13 protein-coding genes and 3 pseudogenes are annotated in these 18,372 nt (G+C 40.4%); 9 read left to right on the top strand and 7 right to left on the bottom strand.

Features of this window, described 5'->3' with window-relative positions; translation table 11 throughout:
* The first annotated feature begins 79 nt into the window (after positions 1 to 79).
* Entirely contained in the window at positions 80 to 922 is an 843-nt protein-coding gene (rsmA, locus tag F7734_RS54755; protein ID WP_155752600.1) for a 16S rRNA (adenine(1518)-N(6)/adenine(1519)-N(6))-dimethyltransferase RsmA, read from the top strand.
* A gap of 67 nt (positions 923 to 989) precedes the next feature.
* Here the strand turns inward: rsmA and F7734_RS54750 are convergent, their stop codons facing one another.
* The 5 genes and pseudogenes from F7734_RS54750 to F7734_RS54730 form a co-directional block, all read right to left on the bottom strand.
* A complete protein-coding gene (locus F7734_RS54750; protein ID WP_155752597.1) occupies positions 990 to 1,979 on the bottom strand; it encodes an N-acetylglucosamine kinase in 990 nt (329 codons plus the stop codon).
* 78 nt (positions 1,980 to 2,057) lie between these two features.
* Positions 2,058 to 3,332, bottom strand: coding sequence for an MFS transporter (locus tag F7734_RS54745; protein WP_155752596.1), 1,275 nt, complete (start codon positions 3,330 to 3,332; stop codon positions 2,058 to 2,060).
* An 18-nt stretch (positions 3,333 to 3,350) separates the two neighbouring features.
* The gene (locus F7734_RS54740) at positions 3,351 to 4,619 is read right to left on the bottom strand and encodes a glutathionylspermidine synthase family protein (RefSeq protein ID WP_155752595.1); all 1,269 of its coding nucleotides are present in this window, start codon (positions 4,617 to 4,619) and stop codon (positions 3,351 to 3,353) included.
* 4 nt (positions 4,620 to 4,623) lie between these two features.
* Complete coding sequence (locus F7734_RS54735) at positions 4,624 to 4,905, bottom strand: hypothetical protein (protein ID WP_155752594.1); 282 nt, start codon at positions 4,903 to 4,905, stop codon at positions 4,624 to 4,626.
* Positions 4,906 to 5,006: 101 nt separating this feature from the next.
* Positions 5,007 to 5,443: pseudogene (locus tag F7734_RS54730) on the bottom strand (GxxExxY protein).
* Positions 5,444 to 5,505: 62 nt separating this feature from the next.
* Between F7734_RS54730 and F7734_RS54725 the strand changes: the two are divergent.
* The 4 genes and pseudogenes from F7734_RS54725 to F7734_RS54710 all read left to right on the top strand — a co-directional run bounded on the left by F7734_RS54725 (position 5,506) and on the right by F7734_RS54710 (position 10,707).
* Positions 5,506 to 8,541 carry a valine--tRNA ligase gene (locus tag F7734_RS54725; RefSeq protein ID WP_155752593.1) on the top strand — a complete coding sequence of 1,012 codons (3,036 nt, stop codon included), beginning with the start codon at positions 5,506 to 5,508 and terminating at the stop codon, positions 8,539 to 8,541.
* A gap of 38 nt (positions 8,542 to 8,579) precedes the next feature.
* Positions 8,580 to 9,020, top strand: coding sequence for a hypothetical protein (locus tag F7734_RS54720; RefSeq protein ID WP_155752592.1), 441 nt, complete (start codon positions 8,580 to 8,582; stop codon positions 9,018 to 9,020).
* Positions 9,021 to 9,097: 77 nt separating this feature from the next.
* Positions 9,098 to 9,469: pseudogene (locus tag F7734_RS54715) on the top strand (FGGY-family carbohydrate kinase); the annotation flags it as partial.
* A gap of 266 nt (positions 9,470 to 9,735) precedes the next feature.
* Complete coding sequence (locus F7734_RS54710) at positions 9,736 to 10,707, top strand: Rpn family recombination-promoting nuclease/putative transposase (RefSeq protein WP_155752591.1); 972 nt, start codon at positions 9,736 to 9,738, stop codon at positions 10,705 to 10,707.
* Between the two features lie 23 nt (positions 10,708 to 10,730).
* Here F7734_RS54710 and F7734_RS54705 read toward each other — a convergent pair whose 3' ends face one another.
* Positions 10,731 to 12,356 carry an alpha/beta hydrolase gene (locus F7734_RS54705; RefSeq protein WP_155752599.1) on the bottom strand — a complete coding sequence of 542 codons (1,626 nt, stop codon included), beginning with the start codon at positions 12,354 to 12,356 and terminating at the stop codon, positions 10,731 to 10,733.
* A gap of 386 nt (positions 12,357 to 12,742) precedes the next feature.
* Here F7734_RS54705 and F7734_RS54700 point away from each other — a divergent pair, with 386 nt between their 5' ends.
* The 3 genes from F7734_RS54700 (at position 12,743) to F7734_RS54690 (ending at position 17,328) form a co-directional block, all read left to right on the top strand.
* On the top strand, positions 12,743 to 13,951 hold the full coding sequence (locus tag F7734_RS54700; protein WP_155752590.1) for a right-handed parallel beta-helix repeat-containing protein: 1,209 nt from the start codon (positions 12,743 to 12,745) through the stop codon (positions 13,949 to 13,951).
* A 386-nt stretch (positions 13,952 to 14,337) separates the two neighbouring features.
* Positions 14,338 to 14,766, top strand: coding sequence for a hypothetical protein (locus F7734_RS54695; RefSeq protein ID WP_155752589.1), 429 nt, complete (start codon positions 14,338 to 14,340; stop codon positions 14,764 to 14,766).
* 525 nt (positions 14,767 to 15,291) lie between these two features.
* Positions 15,292 to 17,328: an AAA-like domain-containing protein gene (locus F7734_RS54690; protein ID WP_347566450.1), complete on the top strand. Its 2,037-nt coding sequence runs from the start codon at positions 15,292 to 15,294 to the stop codon at positions 17,326 to 17,328.
* 244 nt (positions 17,329 to 17,572) lie between these two features.
* On the opposite strand, the gene F7734_RS54685 is transcribed toward F7734_RS54690, so the two are convergent.
* On the bottom strand, positions 17,573 to 17,986 hold the full coding sequence (locus F7734_RS54685) for a transposase (protein WP_155752588.1): 414 nt from the start codon (positions 17,984 to 17,986) through the stop codon (positions 17,573 to 17,575).
* Between the two features lie 34 nt (positions 17,987 to 18,020).
* On the opposite strand from F7734_RS54685, the pseudogene F7734_RS54680 reads away from it, so the two are divergent.
* A pseudogene (locus F7734_RS54680) lies at positions 18,021 to 18,372 on the top strand (hypothetical protein); the annotation flags it as partial.

The raw sequence follows: 18,372 nt of genomic DNA, 5'->3' as shown, positions 1-18,372 counted from the left end.
ATCCCCACCCGCCCCTCAACAAGGAGGGGACTCCTACCTTCCCAAATCCCAAATCCAAAATAATACAAGTGTTATGAAAATGGTTAATCAAGATTTCCAAAAGTTAGCACCGCGCAAGTCTTTTGCCCAGCATTGGCTAAAAAGTGATAAAGCCCTCAACGGAATCGTTAAGGCTGCACAACTCCAAAATTGCGATCGCGTTTTGGAAATTGGTCCGGGGACAGGTATTCTCACTCGCCGCCTTTTACCAGAAGTACAATCCTTGTTAGCAGTTGAAATCGATCGCGACTTGTGCAAGCGTTTGGTTAAGGAACTTGGAAACAAAGAAAATTTCTTACTCCTACAAGGGGACTTTCTTGAACTAGATTTACAACCCCTGCTGAAACCATCTCCAGTATTTCAAAACCAAAATAAAGTTGTTGCTAACATTCCCTACAACATTACAGGACCGATTATTGAGAAATTGCTAGGTACAATATCTAACCCAAATCCTCAACCCTACGATTTAATTGTGCTGCTGGTACAAAAAGAAGTTGCAGACAGACTGACAGCAAAAGCAGGATCGAAAGCTTTTGGAGCACTGACTGTCAGAGTCCAGTATTTGGCAGAATGTGAGTTAATTTGTACGGTTCCGGCGGGAGCTTTTTACCCACCACCAAAGGTAGATTCAGCTGTTGTACGCCTAGTTCCCCGTCAATTTGAACCACAAGTGTTGGATGTACGACAGTTAGAAATGCTGGTTAAGTTGGGCTTTGGAGCAAAGCGCAAAATGTTACGAAATAATTTGCAATCAGTTATAGAACGCGATGACTTAACCAAGTTGCTAGAAGAATTAGACGTAAATCCCCAAGTTCGAGCAGAAGAACTGAGTGTCGAACAATGGGTAACATTAGCAAATAAGATAAATCTAAGTTCTACGTAAGCTTAGCCCCCTTAAAAAAGGGGTTTTTGAGTATAGACACGTAGTAACTTATCACCAGACATCAACCTCACAAACTATCTTCCTCCGCTAACCTTTGCAACGCCAACAAGCCAGCACCGTAAGCTGGTTCATGACGAGGAAAAATCACTCTTGCTGTCGGAAACATAGTACGAATCGATTTAGCAAATTTATCGCGCATCTTGGATTTTCCCAGCCAGACACTCCCCGTTGTCACAACTTCAAAAAGTTCTCGATGACTAAAAATCGCATCAATAACTGTACCAGTTGCCTTTATCAACTCCTTTACAGCATCATCAATAATTCTATTAGCAGTTTCATCTCCACAAACAGCAGCACAATCAACAAGAGGTGCCAAAGCAGCTATCTCTTTAACACCCCAACCCCTTCGATAAACAACTTCTATCAAATTCTCTATACTTGCCAGACTAAGATGCTGTTTAAAAACTTCAACAAGACTAGTAGAAACCTCACGACCATCATATGCCTTTAAAGCTTCTTGCATACCAGTCACAGCTATTTTATAAGCACTTCCCTCATCACCTAAAATATATCCCCAACCACCAACTCGCTTAATATCTCCCTGATGGTTGCGACCAAAAACTATAGAACCAGTTCCAGCAGCAACCACAATTCCCACCGGATAACCAACTCCCCCGACTAAAGCAATTAATGCATCATTACAAATAACAATATTAGAATTATTATACCTTCTACAATTCAAATCCCAAGTAATAGGAAGCAAACCGCTATTCTGCAATCCAAGCACTAAACTATTAACAACTTCAATATCCTCAGCACGTCCTACACCAGCCAATCCCAAGCAAATGGCTTTCACCTTAATATCAGATATTAACTTCAACGCTTCAACGACTGCACCATAAATAGCAAATTCAATAGCTTGTAATGCAGCTTGAATACCTATACTTTGATAATTTGACGCACCAGATTCACCACGACCTAAAACTTGCCCCCTATCATCCATCAAAATGCAAACAGTTTTGCTTCCACCACCATCAATTCCTAAAACATAATTCATGACATTGTTAGTTGTTAGTTGTTGGTTGTTAGTTGTTAGTTGTTGGTTGTTAGTTGTTGATTGCTATCTTATCCGCGTTCATCTGCGTTCATCTGCGGTTCCTTCCTCTAAAGGAATAAAAAATAGAGTTATCATGCCAGGAACCGTCAACAAACATACCAATATAAAAAATAATAGATACCCCACTTGTGCTTGAATATAACCGCTAATTAACCCAGGAAGCATTATACCCAAAGCCATAATACCCGTAGAGATAGCAAAATGAGAAGTTTTATATTCATCTTTAGAAATATACATTAAATAAACACTAAAAGCCGTGAATCCAAAACCATATCCCAACTGCTCAAAAGAAACTAAAGCATAAACAAGAGGTAGAGATGGTTTAACATAAGCCATATACACATAGAATATATCTGGTACATTCAATGCCAAAGCCATTGGCAAAAGGCATTTTTTCAATCCATATCTTGAAATAACCATCCCACCTGTAATTCCTCCCACAATCAAAGAAAGTACCCCGAACGTACCGTAGACTAAACCCACAGTTGATGTTGATAGTCCCAATCCTCCAACTTCTGGTTTATCTAATAAAAACAATTGAGCTATTTTGAGCAACATTGCCTCACCAAATCTGTAAAGCAATATAAATGCTAAAATAGCCACAATTTTTTTCTGTTTAAAATAAGAACTAAGAATATCAAAAAAAGGAAGAGTTGATGTGGCTGAGAACTGTTTGCGATCGCTAGGTTCAGGCAAGGGCAAAAAAATTCTGTGAAAGACAAACAATATTGCTAAGATTAAAGAAGATAACCCAACAGATAAACTCCAACTTAAAGGAATACTATTCACATACTTTTCTTCAAGTATTCCTGCTAAAACAACCAGAAAACCAGAACCAAAAATAAGAGCTATTCGATAAAAAAGCGAACGAATACCCACAAAAAAAGCTTGCTCGCCTGGATTTAAAGCTAGCAAATAAAAACCATCTGTTGCAATATCATAAGTTGCAGAAATAAATGCTCCAACAGTCAATCCTACTAAAGAAATAAAAAAGAAATTAGGCAATAGTAAAGAAAAAGCAACCAAAGCCAAACAACAGAACATAGCCAACTGAGTAACTAATATCCATGTTCTTTTTGTCCAATAAGTATCAACAATTGGACTCCAGAACATTTTAATAACCCACGGAAGATAAAGCAAACTTGTCCAAAACGCAATTTGAGTATTACCTACGCCTAGTTGCTTGTAAAAAATGACAGAAATAGTATTGACAATGACATAGGGAATTCCAGAGGCAAAATATAAAGTAGGAATAAACGCCCAAGGAGAATGAGATTTAGTTTGCTGTTCCATAGGAGAAATTGGTTTGCTCTAACATCCAATCGGACACCAATAGGAAATATTATCTGTTATTTTCCCCTCAGAAACACGCATTCCTACACCACCCGACACCAATTTATCTTGACCGTTATTATACAACCAAGCTCCCCAAACTACAGTCATAGATTGTTGGGCAATTTCTAAAGTTGGAAGTACCAATAAATCCTGATAAACATAATCTTGTTCTGTATACCACGGTTCATTACTGTGACTGCGAACAGCCACCTCTCCCGATTTGACAGCAAATCCTCCTGCTCCTTCCCTTCCCAAAATAGGCTTAGCAAAGTATGAATGACCTATTTTTTCTGGCATCATAGAAGTTTTGGGGAAATAGTCAAAAATTGTCTGAGCATCTTGACTATTAAATAATTCCAATCCCAAATCTGTAATCAGAGCAAATATACTTTTAGGCTGCAATGCAAAAGCAGAACCAAAGTTAACAATAACAACTTTCTTCTCTAAAATCAGTTGCTCAAGAGCAGACCACAATCTTTCACCCTTATCATCAGTATCATAGATAACCCATTCAATAGGGTACCACATAAACAATATATCTATAGGTTGCCCTGTTCTAGAGTCAAACAGGTATTCTCCGTCTTTAATACGAAGATACTCCAATGGGAACACAGCACTTTTGCGATTAAATTTCCTACTTAACCATCGCATAGTCCCCAAATCTTCAGCATTATTTAATGCTGTAAAAGCAACACGGCATTCCTGTACTCTTTTATTCAGCAATAGTGCTGCCCTTTGTATATGTTGATTGAGGGATAAACTTAATACATTTTGAGCAGTGAACACAGGGTCTTGTAATTCAAAATGTTCTGCCACTTTCCCATTCCCTTCGGTACATTCAAACCAAAAGCTAGGAGTTTGAGGATTCGTTTCTATAACCTTTTTTACACCTGTCGCTTCATTCCAGCACCAATCCAGCCGCATACAAAATGGTGCAAGAGAATCATGTTTCACGACCTTAATAGCATCTTGAGGAAAGCCATAGTCAAGCAAAGTTTCTTCATCAAGCGTGCGGACAATAGACCAAGTTTCCATCAAAACACTACCAACTAATTCAGATGCGTGCTTGATTTCTTGTATGGTTTGTGGGGAAACTTTGTGACAGTAATATAAAGCATATGGCGTTTCTTGGTCTGTCAGAGGGATACCCGTTCCTTCCTCAATCGGGCAAACATTATACCAACCCATTTTCATGGACTGAAAGAACCGCTTTCGTTGAGGGCTATTAAAAATATCTATACTCATTACCTTAACCACCTGCGCTAGCACCACGACCAAAACTACCAAATCCAGAACGACCGACGTGAGATGGGGAATGACTCTTATGACCGCTACGGTATCTATACCCAGACCCTCCGTGGTATATTCGACTGCTGCTACCGCTACTGGAGTTATTGCATTCGTAGGATTGTTGTGCTTGTGGATTGTTGCAGTTTCTGTGGCTGGTTTCTGGTAATCGGGTGCAGGAGGCTAGTAAGGATATTGTCATGCCAATGACAATAAATTGAAGTAAACTAGGTTTTAGTTTCATGAGACTATAGTTGTTATTTAGCAATTTAGATGACTACAAGGATGGTGCGACGAATTTCGTTTTTTTTATGAACCGCAGAGGCGCAGAGAGCGCAGAGAGAGTTAAGAGGAGAGTACTATTCTTTTGATACCTTGTTTGAGAATGGGAACGTTAAAGTTGATGAGAAGGGCGAGGATTGGTTAGTGATTTTGAGATACGAAATGGCTTGAGCCTCGTGAATGGGTGCTAATTTTTCAACAGCTTTCAATTCGACAACAAGGGTATCACCAACAAAAAAATCTAATTCGCCCTCACCAACTTGACGACCTTTGTAAGTAATTGCTACGGGATATTTAGACTTGTGAGGTATACCCCGCATCTCCAATTCCAGCCTCAACGCTTGGTGATACACCGACTCCAGAAATCCAGGTCCCAACATTCGATGTACCTCAATCGCAGCCCCAATGACCGCTCCCGTTAACTCACTCATTTCCTCTCCTAACTCTCTTCTCTCTTCTCTTCTCTCTGCGTCCTCTGCGCCTCTGCGGTTCAATTCCATAAAACACTCCTTAAGCCTGTGGCAAAATTTATAAAAGTCCATCCACTGATAGTTTTCCCAGCATGACTGCAACAACAAACACAAATCTCCCAAGTCTTTACGAACCTTTCTCCACAGAAGCCAAGTGGCAAAAATTCTGGGAAGAAAACCAAACTTACAAAGCCGACCCCAACCAAAGCAGTCAATCCTACTGCATAGTTATTCCGCCACCTAACGTTACAGGTAGCCTGCACATGGGTCACGCCTTCGACAATTCACTCATTGACACCCTCGTGCGCTACCATCGAATGAAAGGATTCAACGCCCTTTATCTCCCCGGAACTGACCACGCCAGTATCGCCGTACAAACCATTCTGGAAAAGCAACTCAAAGCAGAGGGCAAAACTCGCTACGACTTGGGACGCGACAAATTTTTAGAACGTGCTTGGCAGTGGAAAGCAGAATCAGGAGGAACAATTGTCAATCAATTGCGGCGCTTGGGTGTATCGGTAGATTGGACGCGGGAACGGTTTACTTTAGACGAAGGTTTATCTAAAGCTGTAGCTCATGCTTTTACAAGTCTTTATGAAGAAGGGCTAATTTATCGCGGTAAATATTTGGTCAACTGGTGTCCGGAGTCACAATCAGCCGTCTCCGATTTGGAAGTGGATTTAAAAGAGGTTGATGGTCACCTCTGGCACTTCCGCTATCCCCTGAGTGATGGTTCTGGCTACGTAGAAGTCGCTACAACTCGTCCGGAAACAATGTTGGGCGATACTGCTGTGGCTGTTAATCCAAGTGACGATCGCTACAAGCATTTGATTGGGAAAACCCTAACTCTGCCAATTATGAATCGGGAAATTCCCATTATTGGTGATGAGTTAGTTGACCCCACTTTTGGGACTGGTTGCGTGAAAGTCACTCCCGCCCACGATCCTAATGACTTTGAAATGGGTCAGCGGCACAATCTGCCGTTTATTAACATCATGAATAAGGACGGCACTCTTAATGAGAATGCTGGCTCCTTCCAAGGACAAGACCGCTTTGTTGCCAGAAAAAATGTTGTTTCTCATTTAGAAACTGATGGGTTTCTGGTGAAAGTTGAGGATTACAAACATTCTGTTCCTTACAGCGAGCGAGGTAAAGTCCCCGTTGAACCCCTCCTCTCAACCCAGTGGTTTGTTCAGATTCGCCCAATGGCAGATAGGGCGCTGGAATTTCTTGACCAGAAAAATTGTCCGGAGTTTGTTCCCCAACGCTGGACAAAGGTGTATCGTGACTGGTTGGTGAAACTGAAAGATTGGTGTATTTCCCGTCAACTGTGGTGGGGTCACCAAATTCCTGCTTGGTACGCTGTCAGCGAAACTGGTGGAGAAATCTGCGACACGACGCCGTTTGTCGTTGCCAAGTCAGAAGTAGAAGCAAGGGAGAAGCTATATGCACAATTTGGTGAAAATGTCAAGATAGAGCAAGACCCAGATGTGCTTGATACTTGGTTTTCTTCTGGTTTATGGCCTTTTTCGACTTTAGGTTGGCCCGAACAAACTCCAGACTTAACAACTTACTATCCTACCAGTACTTTGGTAACGGGCTTTGACATCATCTTTTTCTGGGTTGCCAGAATGACTATGATGGGTGGGCATTTTACCGGGCAAATGCCGTTTAAATCTGTTTACATCCACGGCTTGGTTTTGGATGAAAATGGGAAAAAAATGTCTAAATCTGCTGGTAATGGTGTCGATCCGTTGCTCCTGATTGACAAGTACGGTACTGATGCTTTGCGCTACACCCTCATTAAGGAAGTTGCAGGTGCAGGTCAAGACATTCGGTTGGATTACAATCGGAAAACAGATGAATCCCCATCAGTAGAAGCATCTCGTAACTTTGCTAACAAGTTGTGGAATGCTGCCCGTTTTGTGATGATGAATTTAGACGATTTTGGATTTTCGATTTTAGATTTTGGATTGGAGTCCAATAATCCAAAATCCAAAATCCAAAATCTAAAATTGGAATTAAGCGATCGCTGGATTCTTTCTCGCTACAATCAAGTTGTCAAACAAACAAATGACTTCTTCAGTCAATATGGATTGGGGGAAGCAGCAAAAGGGCTTTATGAATTTATTTGGGGCGACTTCTGCGACTGGTATATAGAACTGGTGAAATCGCGCTTGCAAAAAGATGCCGATCCAGTGTCCCGCCGTGTCGCACAACAAACTCTTGCTTATGTTTTAGAAGGTATACTAAAACTACTTCATCCCTTCATGCCTCATATTACTGAGGAAATTTGGCATACTCTTACCCAGCAACCCGCCGATTCCCAGCAAAGTTTATCCTTACAACGTTATCCAGAAGCAGATGCGAATTTAATTGACTCTGCTTTGGAAGAACAATTTGAGCTGTTGTTTGGTACAATTCGTACAATTCGTAACTTGCGGGCTGAAGCAGATATTAAGCCCGGTGTGAAGATAACAGTTACTTTACAAAGCGAAAGCACAAAGGAACAGCAAATTCTTCATGCAGGACAACCTTATATTAAAGATTTGGCTAAGGTGGAGGATTTAACTATTACTGGCGAACAAAAGACAACAACAGTTTCTCGGAAAAAGTCAATAGATTGGGGAAAAATAGCAGCAATTATTGGAGCTATTTATGTGTTTAGAATAGGGCTTGCTGTTGCTGATGCAGTAGACGATATCCCCTTCTTTGGAACTTTCTTTGAACTTGTTGGTTTTGCTTATTCTGCCTGGTTTTTTGTTCAGAATATCTTGTTTGCAACAGATAGACGAAAATTCTGGGAGCAGTGTTTCCCACCAACTGCTAAAGAAAATCCACCGCAAATCGAACCCCAAGAAGCAGAACAAGCGATCGCAGGAGTTGTAGGTACGGTGCAAGTGGTCATTCCTCTTAAAGGCGTTGTTGATGTTGACACGTTGCGAGCTAAGCTAGAAAGGAGTCTTAGCAAAGCAGAAAGCGAAGCTCAATCTTTACGTGGAAGACTCAGCAATTCCAAATTTGTGGATAAAGCACCACAAGACGTAGTACAAGGAGCAAGAGATGCTTTGGCAGAAGCCGAAAAACAAGCAGAGATTTTACGCGATCGGCTTCGTGGGTTAGCATAACAATCAAGTAAAATGCTAAAACAACCCAGACAACCGTCATGCTATATCTAGCTCAGGTACATAAAAATGACTTTCTAGACCAGCTTCAGTTGCGGTTGTTGGCACGTCAGGAAGCTGAACATATGTGGGTTACCATCCCAGAAGAAGCTTTTATTCTTTTGGGAAAAGGAAAAGTTCTAGCAGAAAAACTACTTGTTCTAGTGGAACTTTCCCCCACAGGTGATATCGAGAGTTTGGAAGAAGCCACTCATTGGGTGCTAAATTTGGTACAGACCTACCTTGCCAATGGTATTACGCCAGAATTTTTGCAACAGGAAACTGAGCGAGCAGAACAATGGCGACAAAACTTAACATTACAAAATCAAGACCTAGCCCGTCGTTCTTTAGAGTTGGAAGCCCGTAGAGAGCAAATTCAAGCCTTAGAAGAAAGCTTGAAACGGGAGAAAAACGGTGCAAAAGATGAGGAAGCCCGGTCTTAAGTTATCAGTCTGTGTAAAGACTAGCCATGCTAGTCTCTACATATCTGATACTCTAACTGATAGACCTTAACCAAGTAGTATTGCGTGCTCTCTTAGAAGCAATAGCTTACCAAGTTTTAGAAGTTGTACAAGCAGTTAATAAATCTAACAGTATTCCTATTGGGCGGTTGAGTGTAGACGGTGGTGCTTGTGAGAACAATTTTCTCATGCAGTTTCAAGCAGATTTATTAAGAATTTCAGTTGAACGTCCTACAATGCGAGAAATGACTGTTCAAGGAATTGCATTTGCCGCAGGGCTTGCTGTTGGATTTTGGAATTCTTATGAGGAATTAGTCAATCAACGTCAAATTGAGCGAGTCTTTGAACCTGCGATCGAGCAAAATTCGGTTTTAGACAACTTTGCAACCGGGCAAAAAGCAGTCGAGCGTGCCAAACACTGGGCACAATAGTAAGTTATAAGAATCTATTGCCATTCTAAATTATTCGTAAAAAGTTAAATACCCGGCTTCTCAAAGAAGCCGGGTATCTGAACTCTGTGAAGAATTTAAAGAGTATAGGTTGAGCTTTAGCCCTATTTACGTATATTTTAAAAATCAGGTTGCTATAGACCTTAAATTTTAAAAATTTTATCCGACAAAATATTTTTTTCTTGATTAAGCATAATAAATTGAGAACACACAAGTTTAAAATATTATGAATGTTTACCTAAGCCTGTATGAAAACGGACTCCATTTTTTATCAATTATTTAAAACATTCCCCGAAGCTTTTTTTGACATTTTTGGGGGAGAAGCAACAGAGGCTAGAAACTATAATTTTGCTTCCGTCGAATTAAAACAAACAGCTTTTCGGATAGATGGTGTGTTTCTGCCAAATTCAAAAATGGCATCAAAACCAATTTACTTTGTAGAGGTTCAATTTCAAAAAGATCCAGAGCTATACGCCCGCCTATTCTCAGAACTTTTTCTCTACTTGCGTCTTTACGCGCCTACCAAAACTTGGCGAGCAGTTGTTATTTTTGCAAGTCGCAGCATGGAACCTACGGAAATAGAACCGTATCGAGTTTTGATAGAGAGCAAGCAAGTTACTCGTTTGTACTTAAACGAATTGGGAGATGTGACCGAACAGTCTTTGGGAGTTGGTATGATGAAGTTAGTTGTGGAAACTAAAAAACGGACTCCTGAGTTAGTGAAAAACTTGGTTGATAAGACACTCTCAGAAGTCACAAATAAAGCACTACAAAAACAAGTGCTAGATTTGATTGAAACGATTGTATTGTACAAATTACCACGTATTAGCCCTCAGGAGTTAGCCAAAATGTTTAGACTTAGCGATTTCGATATTAAGAAGACAAGATACTACGAGGAAGTCAGAAAAGAGATTAAGCAGGAAGTCAAAGAGGAAGTTAAGCAGGAAGTCAAAGAGGAAGTTAAGCAGGAAGTCAAAGAGGAAGTTAAGCAGGAAGTCAAAGAAGAAGTTAAGCAGGAAGTCAAAGAAGAAGTTAAGCAAGAAGAAGCGCTACAGTTAATTAAACGTCTGCTTCAACGGCGTATTGGTAAAGTGAGCCAAAAACTGCACAAGCGCATTAATCGCTTATCTGTAGAACAGCTAGAGAATTTAGCTGAAGCTTTGTTGGATTTTGGCAGTGAAGAGGATTTAGCTACTTGGTTGCAAAATAACTTACAGTAGTATATCCTCAAAATTATCAGTTATTAGTTCATAATTAACTGATAACTGATGAACGATCGCTCTTTAATTGCAGCAGAACTATCCAAGTTCAAAGACTGTACCAAACTGAGTGGTAATGGTTGCTGACTGATAGCATTAGCATAATCTGCGCTGAGAAAACGACGGTAACTTGGCTGATTGGCAACATAGGTTTGGAAAAAGGGAAGACTTAACGCCGTGATGTAGCGGCGGGCTATGGCTGGATTTGGACCTACAACTTGCTCTGGAACTGGAATAGCAGAATTTGGTGACTCTGCTATAGTTGAAAAATGCGTGGCATTATTTACGAGAACTAAATATTTATTTGGAGTTGTTAACCATGTAAAGGGTTGAATTTGTTCTGGGAGCGCGGGAGCAACAGTATCAGAACCGCCAGAGACTATCATGACTGGGATGTTAATTTTGCTAAGGCTGGCTTGACCTAGAACAGTACTGTCAATTTGGTTAATTGCGATCGCAGCTTTTACCCGTGAATCTGATAAATTATAAGTTACTGGTGGTAAATTAATAGCCAAGCATTGAAGTAGCAAAGAAACATTGACTGCATTTGGTGAAGCTGGGCAATTTTTCTTAAGTTGGTCAAAATTAATAGGTGCTCCTGCTAAAACCAGCGCCGTGTAACCGCCAAAAGACTGTCCCACTACACCGACGTGCTCTAAATTTAAGCGACCTTTAAAATCTCCATTAGATTGGGATAAACTGTTGAGTTGATCCAGTAAGTACTTTATATCTAAAGGACGATCCACAAACTCTCTAGGGCTAGCCACTTCATTTGCCCTACCTAATAATAAGGCTTGTAGCTGTTCAGCGTTACTACCAGGATGCTCTGGAACCGCCACAACAAATCCATAAGAAGCAAGGTACTCAGCTAGGTAAGCAAAACTTGTTCTGTCAGAACCAAGCCCGTGGGATATCACAATGACTGGACGGGAACTTGAAGTCAGTGGTAAGTATATGTCAGCGGGGAAAGTCCGAGTGCGGGATAGGTCGTTAAGTATAATAGTGCGTCTTTGCCATTTAAAGTTACCCGGTTTTAACAATTCTCTTACTGAGACTTCTCCAGGTGCAAAAGTATTGGCTACTTGTTGAGATGATTGCTGGTTAATGAGTGCGATCGCTCTTTGAGTCTGATTAACTAACCTCTCAAATGCTGCTGCTATTTCCAAACTGCGAGGTAAATTAATCGAAATAGTTCTAGAGGGAAATCTTTTCAATACATTTAATAGGGTTAACCCTTTTGGCTCTGCAGCGGCAAGAATTAAGGATGCCCGAATTGCATAAAATCCACTAATGCCAGAATCCTGCTGTACCACTTCTCCAAGATTTCTCAGTAATGTTTCACCAATTGGCGTGTAGAGAAATTGAGACACTTGTACAGCCGTGAGGGGAATGGGTGTCAGCAAAACCTCGCGCAACTGGGTGAGTTGCTTTTTATCGGCATACTGGGTGTATGCAGCCAATTCCTCATCAACCTTACCAGTATGAGCGTATTCTTCCAAAGAACCAATAGGGATAGAGCGTCCCAAAACACCAAAAGAGAGAGTCAACCGTTCTGCACCTAAGGAAGGAAGGGGGGCTAGTAGCCCAAGACTTAGAAATCCCAACCCCATTTTCATCCAGATGAACTGCTTGGCTTTGGGTTGAATAGTATCCTGGCGGAAGCAGACACGCTTGGAAAGAATAGACAAAATTGGTGGGGAACTCATAATTATCACTGGCAACATTGCTAGCAATTTTAGCTCAATGCCCAATGTTCAATGCCCAACCATCTTTTTCCTAAAGGCAGGAAAAGTCATAAAAGTAAGAAAAAAAGATTTTTCAAAGACTTTTGTAAGCAAGAATATTAAAATCTTAGCAGATTAACTATCGCAGTCGAAAAATTGAAGCCTTAGCACTTAGAATACTGAAAAGTCCAATTCTACCTTTGTTAAGCTTCCCTCGACACTTCTGTATACACAGTGCAAGTCATGCAATAAGGAGAAAAAACTGAATAATTATGTCAGAAAACTACGATCCCAAGACGGCAGAAACTCCAAACAATGATGAAATGGGTTGTACCTTCATTGTTGATAGTGTTGAAGATGTAGTCGATCCTAATGATGGTGTCACAACCCTACGTGAAGCAATTTATGCCGCCAACAGTCGAAGTGGACGAGAAAGAATTGTTTTTCGGCTGCCATTGGGTTCGGAAATTAAACTAACTGAGCAACTCGATATTACCGACGATCTTATTATCACCGGGCTAGGGGCTGAAAACCTGACTATCAGTGGCGATGACAAATTTAGTAACTTCTGTGTTAAGAATGCTAAAGTGGCGATCGATGGATTAACCATTGCCAAGGGTCAAGATGGTATTAATGTTGGAAGTGGCAGCCATCTGACAGTAACGAACAGTGTCTTTAGCAATAATGCCAACGATGGACTTGATGTTGATGGAGAAGGAAACAGGGTTTTCGTGTCAAAAACTAGCTTTATCGGTAACGGTGAAGATGGAATTAAGGTAGATGGTGATGGCAATATTATTAATCTGAGTCACTCACTCTTGAGTCAAAATAAGGATGATGGCATTGATGTTAAAGGCAACAGTCACACTATTACTTTATCGGAAGTTATTTTAAGCGATAACGGAGACAATGGGGTCGAAGCTGGTACTACTTGTAGTACTATCAGTGCTAGCAATAGTCGTTTCGTTACCAATGGTGAGGATGGGTTTAATCTTAATAAAGGTGATAACAACAGCGTTATCCTTAACGATTTAGTAGTCAGCAACAATGCGGATGATGGCATTGACATTGTTTCTAACGCTAATAACCTCAATTTGTCACGGGTGACTGTAACTGCCAACAAAGCAGATGGCATACAAATTAACGGTAATCAGAATCACTTGAGTGCTCGCAATAGCACCTTCGATCGCAATGCAGCTCATGGCATTGATATTAATGGCAACAGTAACACTGTACGCTTAATCAGAATTGCTTCTACTGCTAATGGCAAAGATGGATTGGCGATCGGTGGAAAATATAACTCCATTACTTCTATCAATGGCTACTTTATCGGTAATATGAACGATGGGTTAACTCTTGATAAAAGTTGCAAAAGCCGCATTAGTGTTAGTTGTTCGTTTTTCAGCAGCAACACTGGCAATAGCATTGTAACAAGCAGCGTCACAGATTGTACTAAAAATGAACGAGAATCTCCTGCATAAATCACCTAAAGAAGCAAGTATTCCAATAAATTGAGCTACAGTGCCATTCATGTTTGGCATGAAGAAGAAAATATCAAGAGAGCGAACGATCCGATTCTATCTTAGGATAGATTGTACGTTCTTCCAAGTAAGTTCTCTTGTACTATAGCAGTCCTAAATCATTTGTGAGAATTTGAAATTGTTGTAACCCCCCTGTAGTCCCCCCTTACTAAGGGGGGACGGCGTTAGCAGGGGGTAAATTTTCTGACAACTCATTTAAGATTGCTATAGTTGAAATTCTTTTTCATATTAACCATAAGTATGCTGATTTAAAATTCTGACTTTCTAAAGGCTGAGTCAGCGGGCTGTCGGTTATCATTACTTTCGTAATTGATGCTTACTAGATTATGAATAATGAGTTTCTCCACAAAATTCCCTGGCAACCCTTAGTGTTCCTGTGGTTAGCTTATGCTTGGTTGGGATGGTACCTGTCTGCTCACGACATTGCTTGGCTGGTGGGAGCTTTTGTCGCAGCTTTAGTGTTAGCTATAGCTTGGAGAACTATTGCTGGGTTGGAACGATTAATTCGATTTGGTTCTAGAGCTTTAACTGTAGTCTTGTTTTTATGCGCCTCTATTGCACTAATTGCAACTTGGTCAATTTTCGTGACTTTCCTTGTTTTGCCTCTGACGACTACACTTCTAGCAGAGATGGAACTTCGTTTCTCTGGATTTAGTAAAAGAGATACCTTTTTACTGTTGACTGCGATCGCTGGATGTGGTTTAGCAGTTGGTGAAGCTATCGATCTCATTCTTATACCTAGCAGTAGATATTAAATATCCGGTCTTAGATTTCAATTTTGTAGAATCTTAGCTGTGATGGTTGCTTCTCCGTAACAACACTGGTAGAAACCTTGAAGGATTTATAAAAAAATCAAGTATCGTAGGGTGGGCATTGCGAATCAAAAGCTCCATATCGGCGGCTTTAGCTGTACCTACGTGTATTTGAAAAATCAAATGATGGTTCTTTAAAGCCTAAAAAGCAAGAAAAGTGAGGTACAAAATTCTTCTGATTCAATATTTACGTAATATGCTATATTCTGTACAAATATTAAAGATTAGTAAAACTTCTGACAGTAAAGATGAAAATCGCATGAATTCTTGTGAAAGAACCTTTGATGAAGACAATTTTTAAAGTTTTCATAAAGACACCGTAAAAACCCAAAACATGAGTCAGCCTTTAGTACTAAAATAAGTGCTGAGATACTGATATGAGAAACAACTTAGTTGTTACGTCTGTCCGCGTCCATCTACTCATGTAGTCGCATCTAACGAGTTTATATTGTATACAGGGGTACGTAGGTGTACATCAAAAGCACGTATAGCTATATAAATGCTCTGCTACAGCTTGACCATCCAATGGAGGTTAATCAAATTTTAGAAGCGATAGAGCAGTCTCTACTGCCGAGACGACTTAGTTCTATTGAAAAGTTTGTCTTACACCAATCCTGGTTGGGACACACTTACAATGAAATGGCTCAGAGTTCGGGTTACGCCAGCGATTACATTAAAGAAGTTGGTTCTCAATTATGGCAGGATATTTCAGATACAATAGGGCAGAGGGTCACGAAGAAAAATCTGCATTTAGTGCTGAATCAAATTCCACCAAATTTTCTACAGCAGCAAAAAAAAGAAGCTGAATTAGAACCAGAAATCATAGATAAAGCGCCAGAAAGCAAAGATGTACAATCTGTAAGTATAAATACAGACATTCAATACCCCAATGGTCCTGTAGCTCTGACTTCTCCTCTGTACATTAACCGTCCCCCAGTGGAAGAAATCGCTTATCAAGAAATTACTCAGCCCGGTTGTGTAATAGGAATTAGAGCACCTAGAAAAATGGGGAAAAGCTCTCTACTACACCGTATTGTTTCACACGCAAAAGCTCTAGAGTACAAAACTGTTTATCTGGACTTTCAAGAAGCAGACGAATCTATTTTTATTTCTCTCGAAAAATTTTTACGATGGTTTTGCGCCAATGTTAGCAGACAATTGAACCTCAATCCTAAGTTAGACGATTTCTGGGATGAGGATATGGGAAGTAAAGTTAGTAGTAAGATATATTTTGAATCATATATATTAAAGCAAATTGATAGTGCTGTCGTTATAGTTTTAAATGAACTTAACAGAGTTTTTGAGCACCCAACTATTGCTAAAGATTTTTTGCCAATGCTGCGGTTTTGGCACGAACTAGCGAAGCAAGATAAAATTTGGCAAAAGTGGCGATTAGTTGTAGCTCATGCTACAGAAATATACGTTCCCCTCAATCTCAATCAGTCTCCTTTTAATGTTGGGCAAACAATCACGCTACCAAAATTTACTCCAGAGCAAGCACAGGATTTAGCACAGAGATACGGATTAACTTGGGCAAGTGGTGAACAGGGTGTACAAAGTCTTGCCTCACTGATAAAGATGTTATCCGGGCATCCCTATCTCTTGAATCTTGCGTTCTATTATTTGCGACGGGAAGAGGTAACTGTTAAGGAGTTGCTGCAAACAGCCTCTACAGCGTCCGGAATATTTAGCGATTACTTACGGAGCAATCTAGCTATCCTTACAAAAGCACCAGAATTGGTATCGGCTCTTCAACAGGTGGTTAATTCTAATGAAAGTGTACAATTGGATGCGATGGCAGCTTTTAAATTAGAAAGCATGGGACTCATCGAGCTTGATGGTAACTGGGCAAAGCCTAGCTGTGAATTATACCGTCTTTATTTTCGAGAGCAGTTGCAACAAGAGAATTCAACAGATGTTGCCCAGACAGAAGAGTTAGCCACAGAATTACAGACAACAGGATACGCAAATCATATTGATGAGCTTACCCAGCTTGCGACTAGGAACTACTTCAATCAGTATATAGAGAACAATTGGAAAGAATGGTCAAAGGATACTTCGCCACTATCTCTTGTGCTGTGTGAAGTGGACTACTTTAAGTTTTTCAATGCAGCCTATGGATATAAAGTCGGGGATGAGTCTTTGCAACTAATTGCAAATGCTATTCGTGATGGCGTAGAAGAATACCCCGGTCATTTTATAGCACGTTATGAAGGTGCAAAGTTTGCCATAATTACGCCTCTTTTGAGTACTGAGTTTGCTCTTAGTATTGCAAGTCACATTAGAGATAATGTCATCGCATTGGCAATTGAACACGATCGTTCTATATTTGGTGGCTTCCCAGCGCGTGTATTGACTGTCAGTTTGGGAGTAGCAAGTGTTATACCAAGTCAAGAAAATTCTCCGCAAATGCTGATTGAAGCGACTGAAAGCGCACTTCATCAAGCCATCCGCAGAGGTCGAAATTGTGTTAGTGTGAGTGCAACTTTGACAGTTGAGTTTTAGATTCATTTTGATAACTGTACAATTCCCTGGCTCCGCCCACCTCGTTCTCAGCCTCTGGCTGAGAACGAGAGAGAAAAAATCGTTTCACCTAGTGCATCGCGGCGGAAGTATTCCGTCAGTTTATGCTACCAATGGACGACCTTTGTAAGTCCACTTGAATGGTTTAGCTAAAGTTTTGTTAAAGTAATCAATAAAAGACAATATACGTTGCTTGAGGTCATCAACGGAGGTAAAACTAGCTCGTTTAAGTAATCGCCGCACAAGAATACGCGCACCACATCTCAATCTGATTTAACCAGGAGGCGTGTTTGGGGGTATAAACAAAACGGATGCGGTGATTTGGGTGACTTAAAAACTCTGCTCTCGATGCCATTGACTTGAGAATACCACTTTCACCTTTAATGCCCAATAAGTTCTCATTCACGCCACACAAATGAGCTATCCACTGTACTAAAGATTCAGATTGATGAGTATTCAACTGATCTGTAATGAAAATCCAAACTGCATTGGGGTCAGTGGCCACAGTTTGCTGAATATGAGCTAAAAAGTCGGCTTCTGTACGAGTTTCGCCAAGGGAGGGTGAAATGACTTGTCCTGTGGCTACCTCGAAATTAGCGATTAAACTTTGGCACTGGGGAGAGTTATTTACTATCTCCAATTTAATAAACTCTGCTCGCCATCATTGTTTGTCCATGATTTTGGCTGGAAAAAGCCAACTCGACTGTCACAAAGAATTACAACGCTTATTCAATATAAATAAACGATACAGCAATTCTATATACACAGAGGTGCAAGGAATTGTCACTAACGCTAACAAAAACAGAGCCAATCACATCAAATTTTTAGAAGGTCAGATTAAATCGATAAAATCTGACATTAAGAAACGCTCTCAGCAAATTAAAGATTTTGCCAAACAAGAAAATCTCTTAAAAAATCAGAAAAAAGGATTTAAAACTAGTAAAACCAGAATCAAAAAAGCGTGTAGCATTTACGCCAAGCAGCGTCAAACAACGCAACTCCAAGACGCGAAATTTGGTTTACATC

The sequence above is a fragment of the Scytonema sp. UIC 10036 genome (assembly GCF_009725235.1).
This window is presented reverse-complemented; position numbering and strand designations above follow the sequence as displayed.

What these genes read in the sequence shown, in the direction of transcription:
- rsmA (WP_155752600.1), top strand. Translation starts at nt 80, where the DNA reads ATGGTTAATCAAGATTTCCAAAAGTTAGCACCGCGCAAGTCTTTTGCC.
- F7734_RS54710 (WP_155752591.1), top strand. Translation starts at nt 9,736, where the DNA reads ATGAAAACGGACTCCATTTTTTATCAATTATTTAAAACATTCCCCGAA.
- F7734_RS54745 (WP_155752596.1), bottom strand. Translation starts at nt 3,332, where the DNA reads ATGGAACAGCAAACTAAATCTCATTCTCCTTGGGCGTTTATTCCTACT.
- F7734_RS54750 (WP_155752597.1), bottom strand. Translation starts at nt 1,979, where the DNA reads ATGAATTATGTTTTAGGAATTGATGGTGGTGGAAGCAAAACTGTTTGC.
- F7734_RS54740 (WP_155752595.1), bottom strand. Translation starts at nt 4,619, where the DNA reads ATGAGTATAGATATTTTTAATAGCCCTCAACGAAAGCGGTTCTTTCAG.
- F7734_RS54725 (WP_155752593.1), top strand. Translation starts at nt 5,506, where the DNA reads ATGACTGCAACAACAAACACAAATCTCCCAAGTCTTTACGAACCTTTC.
- F7734_RS54695 (WP_155752589.1), top strand. Translation starts at nt 14,338, where the DNA reads ATGAATAATGAGTTTCTCCACAAAATTCCCTGGCAACCCTTAGTGTTC.
- F7734_RS54705 (WP_155752599.1), bottom strand. Translation starts at nt 12,356, where the DNA reads ATGGGGTTGGGATTTCTAAGTCTTGGGCTACTAGCCCCCCTTCCTTCC.
- F7734_RS54735 (WP_155752594.1), bottom strand. Translation starts at nt 4,905, where the DNA reads ATGAAACTAAAACCTAGTTTACTTCAATTTATTGTCATTGGCATGACA.
- F7734_RS54720 (WP_155752592.1), top strand. Translation starts at nt 8,580, where the DNA reads ATGCTATATCTAGCTCAGGTACATAAAAATGACTTTCTAGACCAGCTT.
- F7734_RS54700 (WP_155752590.1), top strand. Translation starts at nt 12,743, where the DNA reads ATGTCAGAAAACTACGATCCCAAGACGGCAGAAACTCCAAACAATGAT.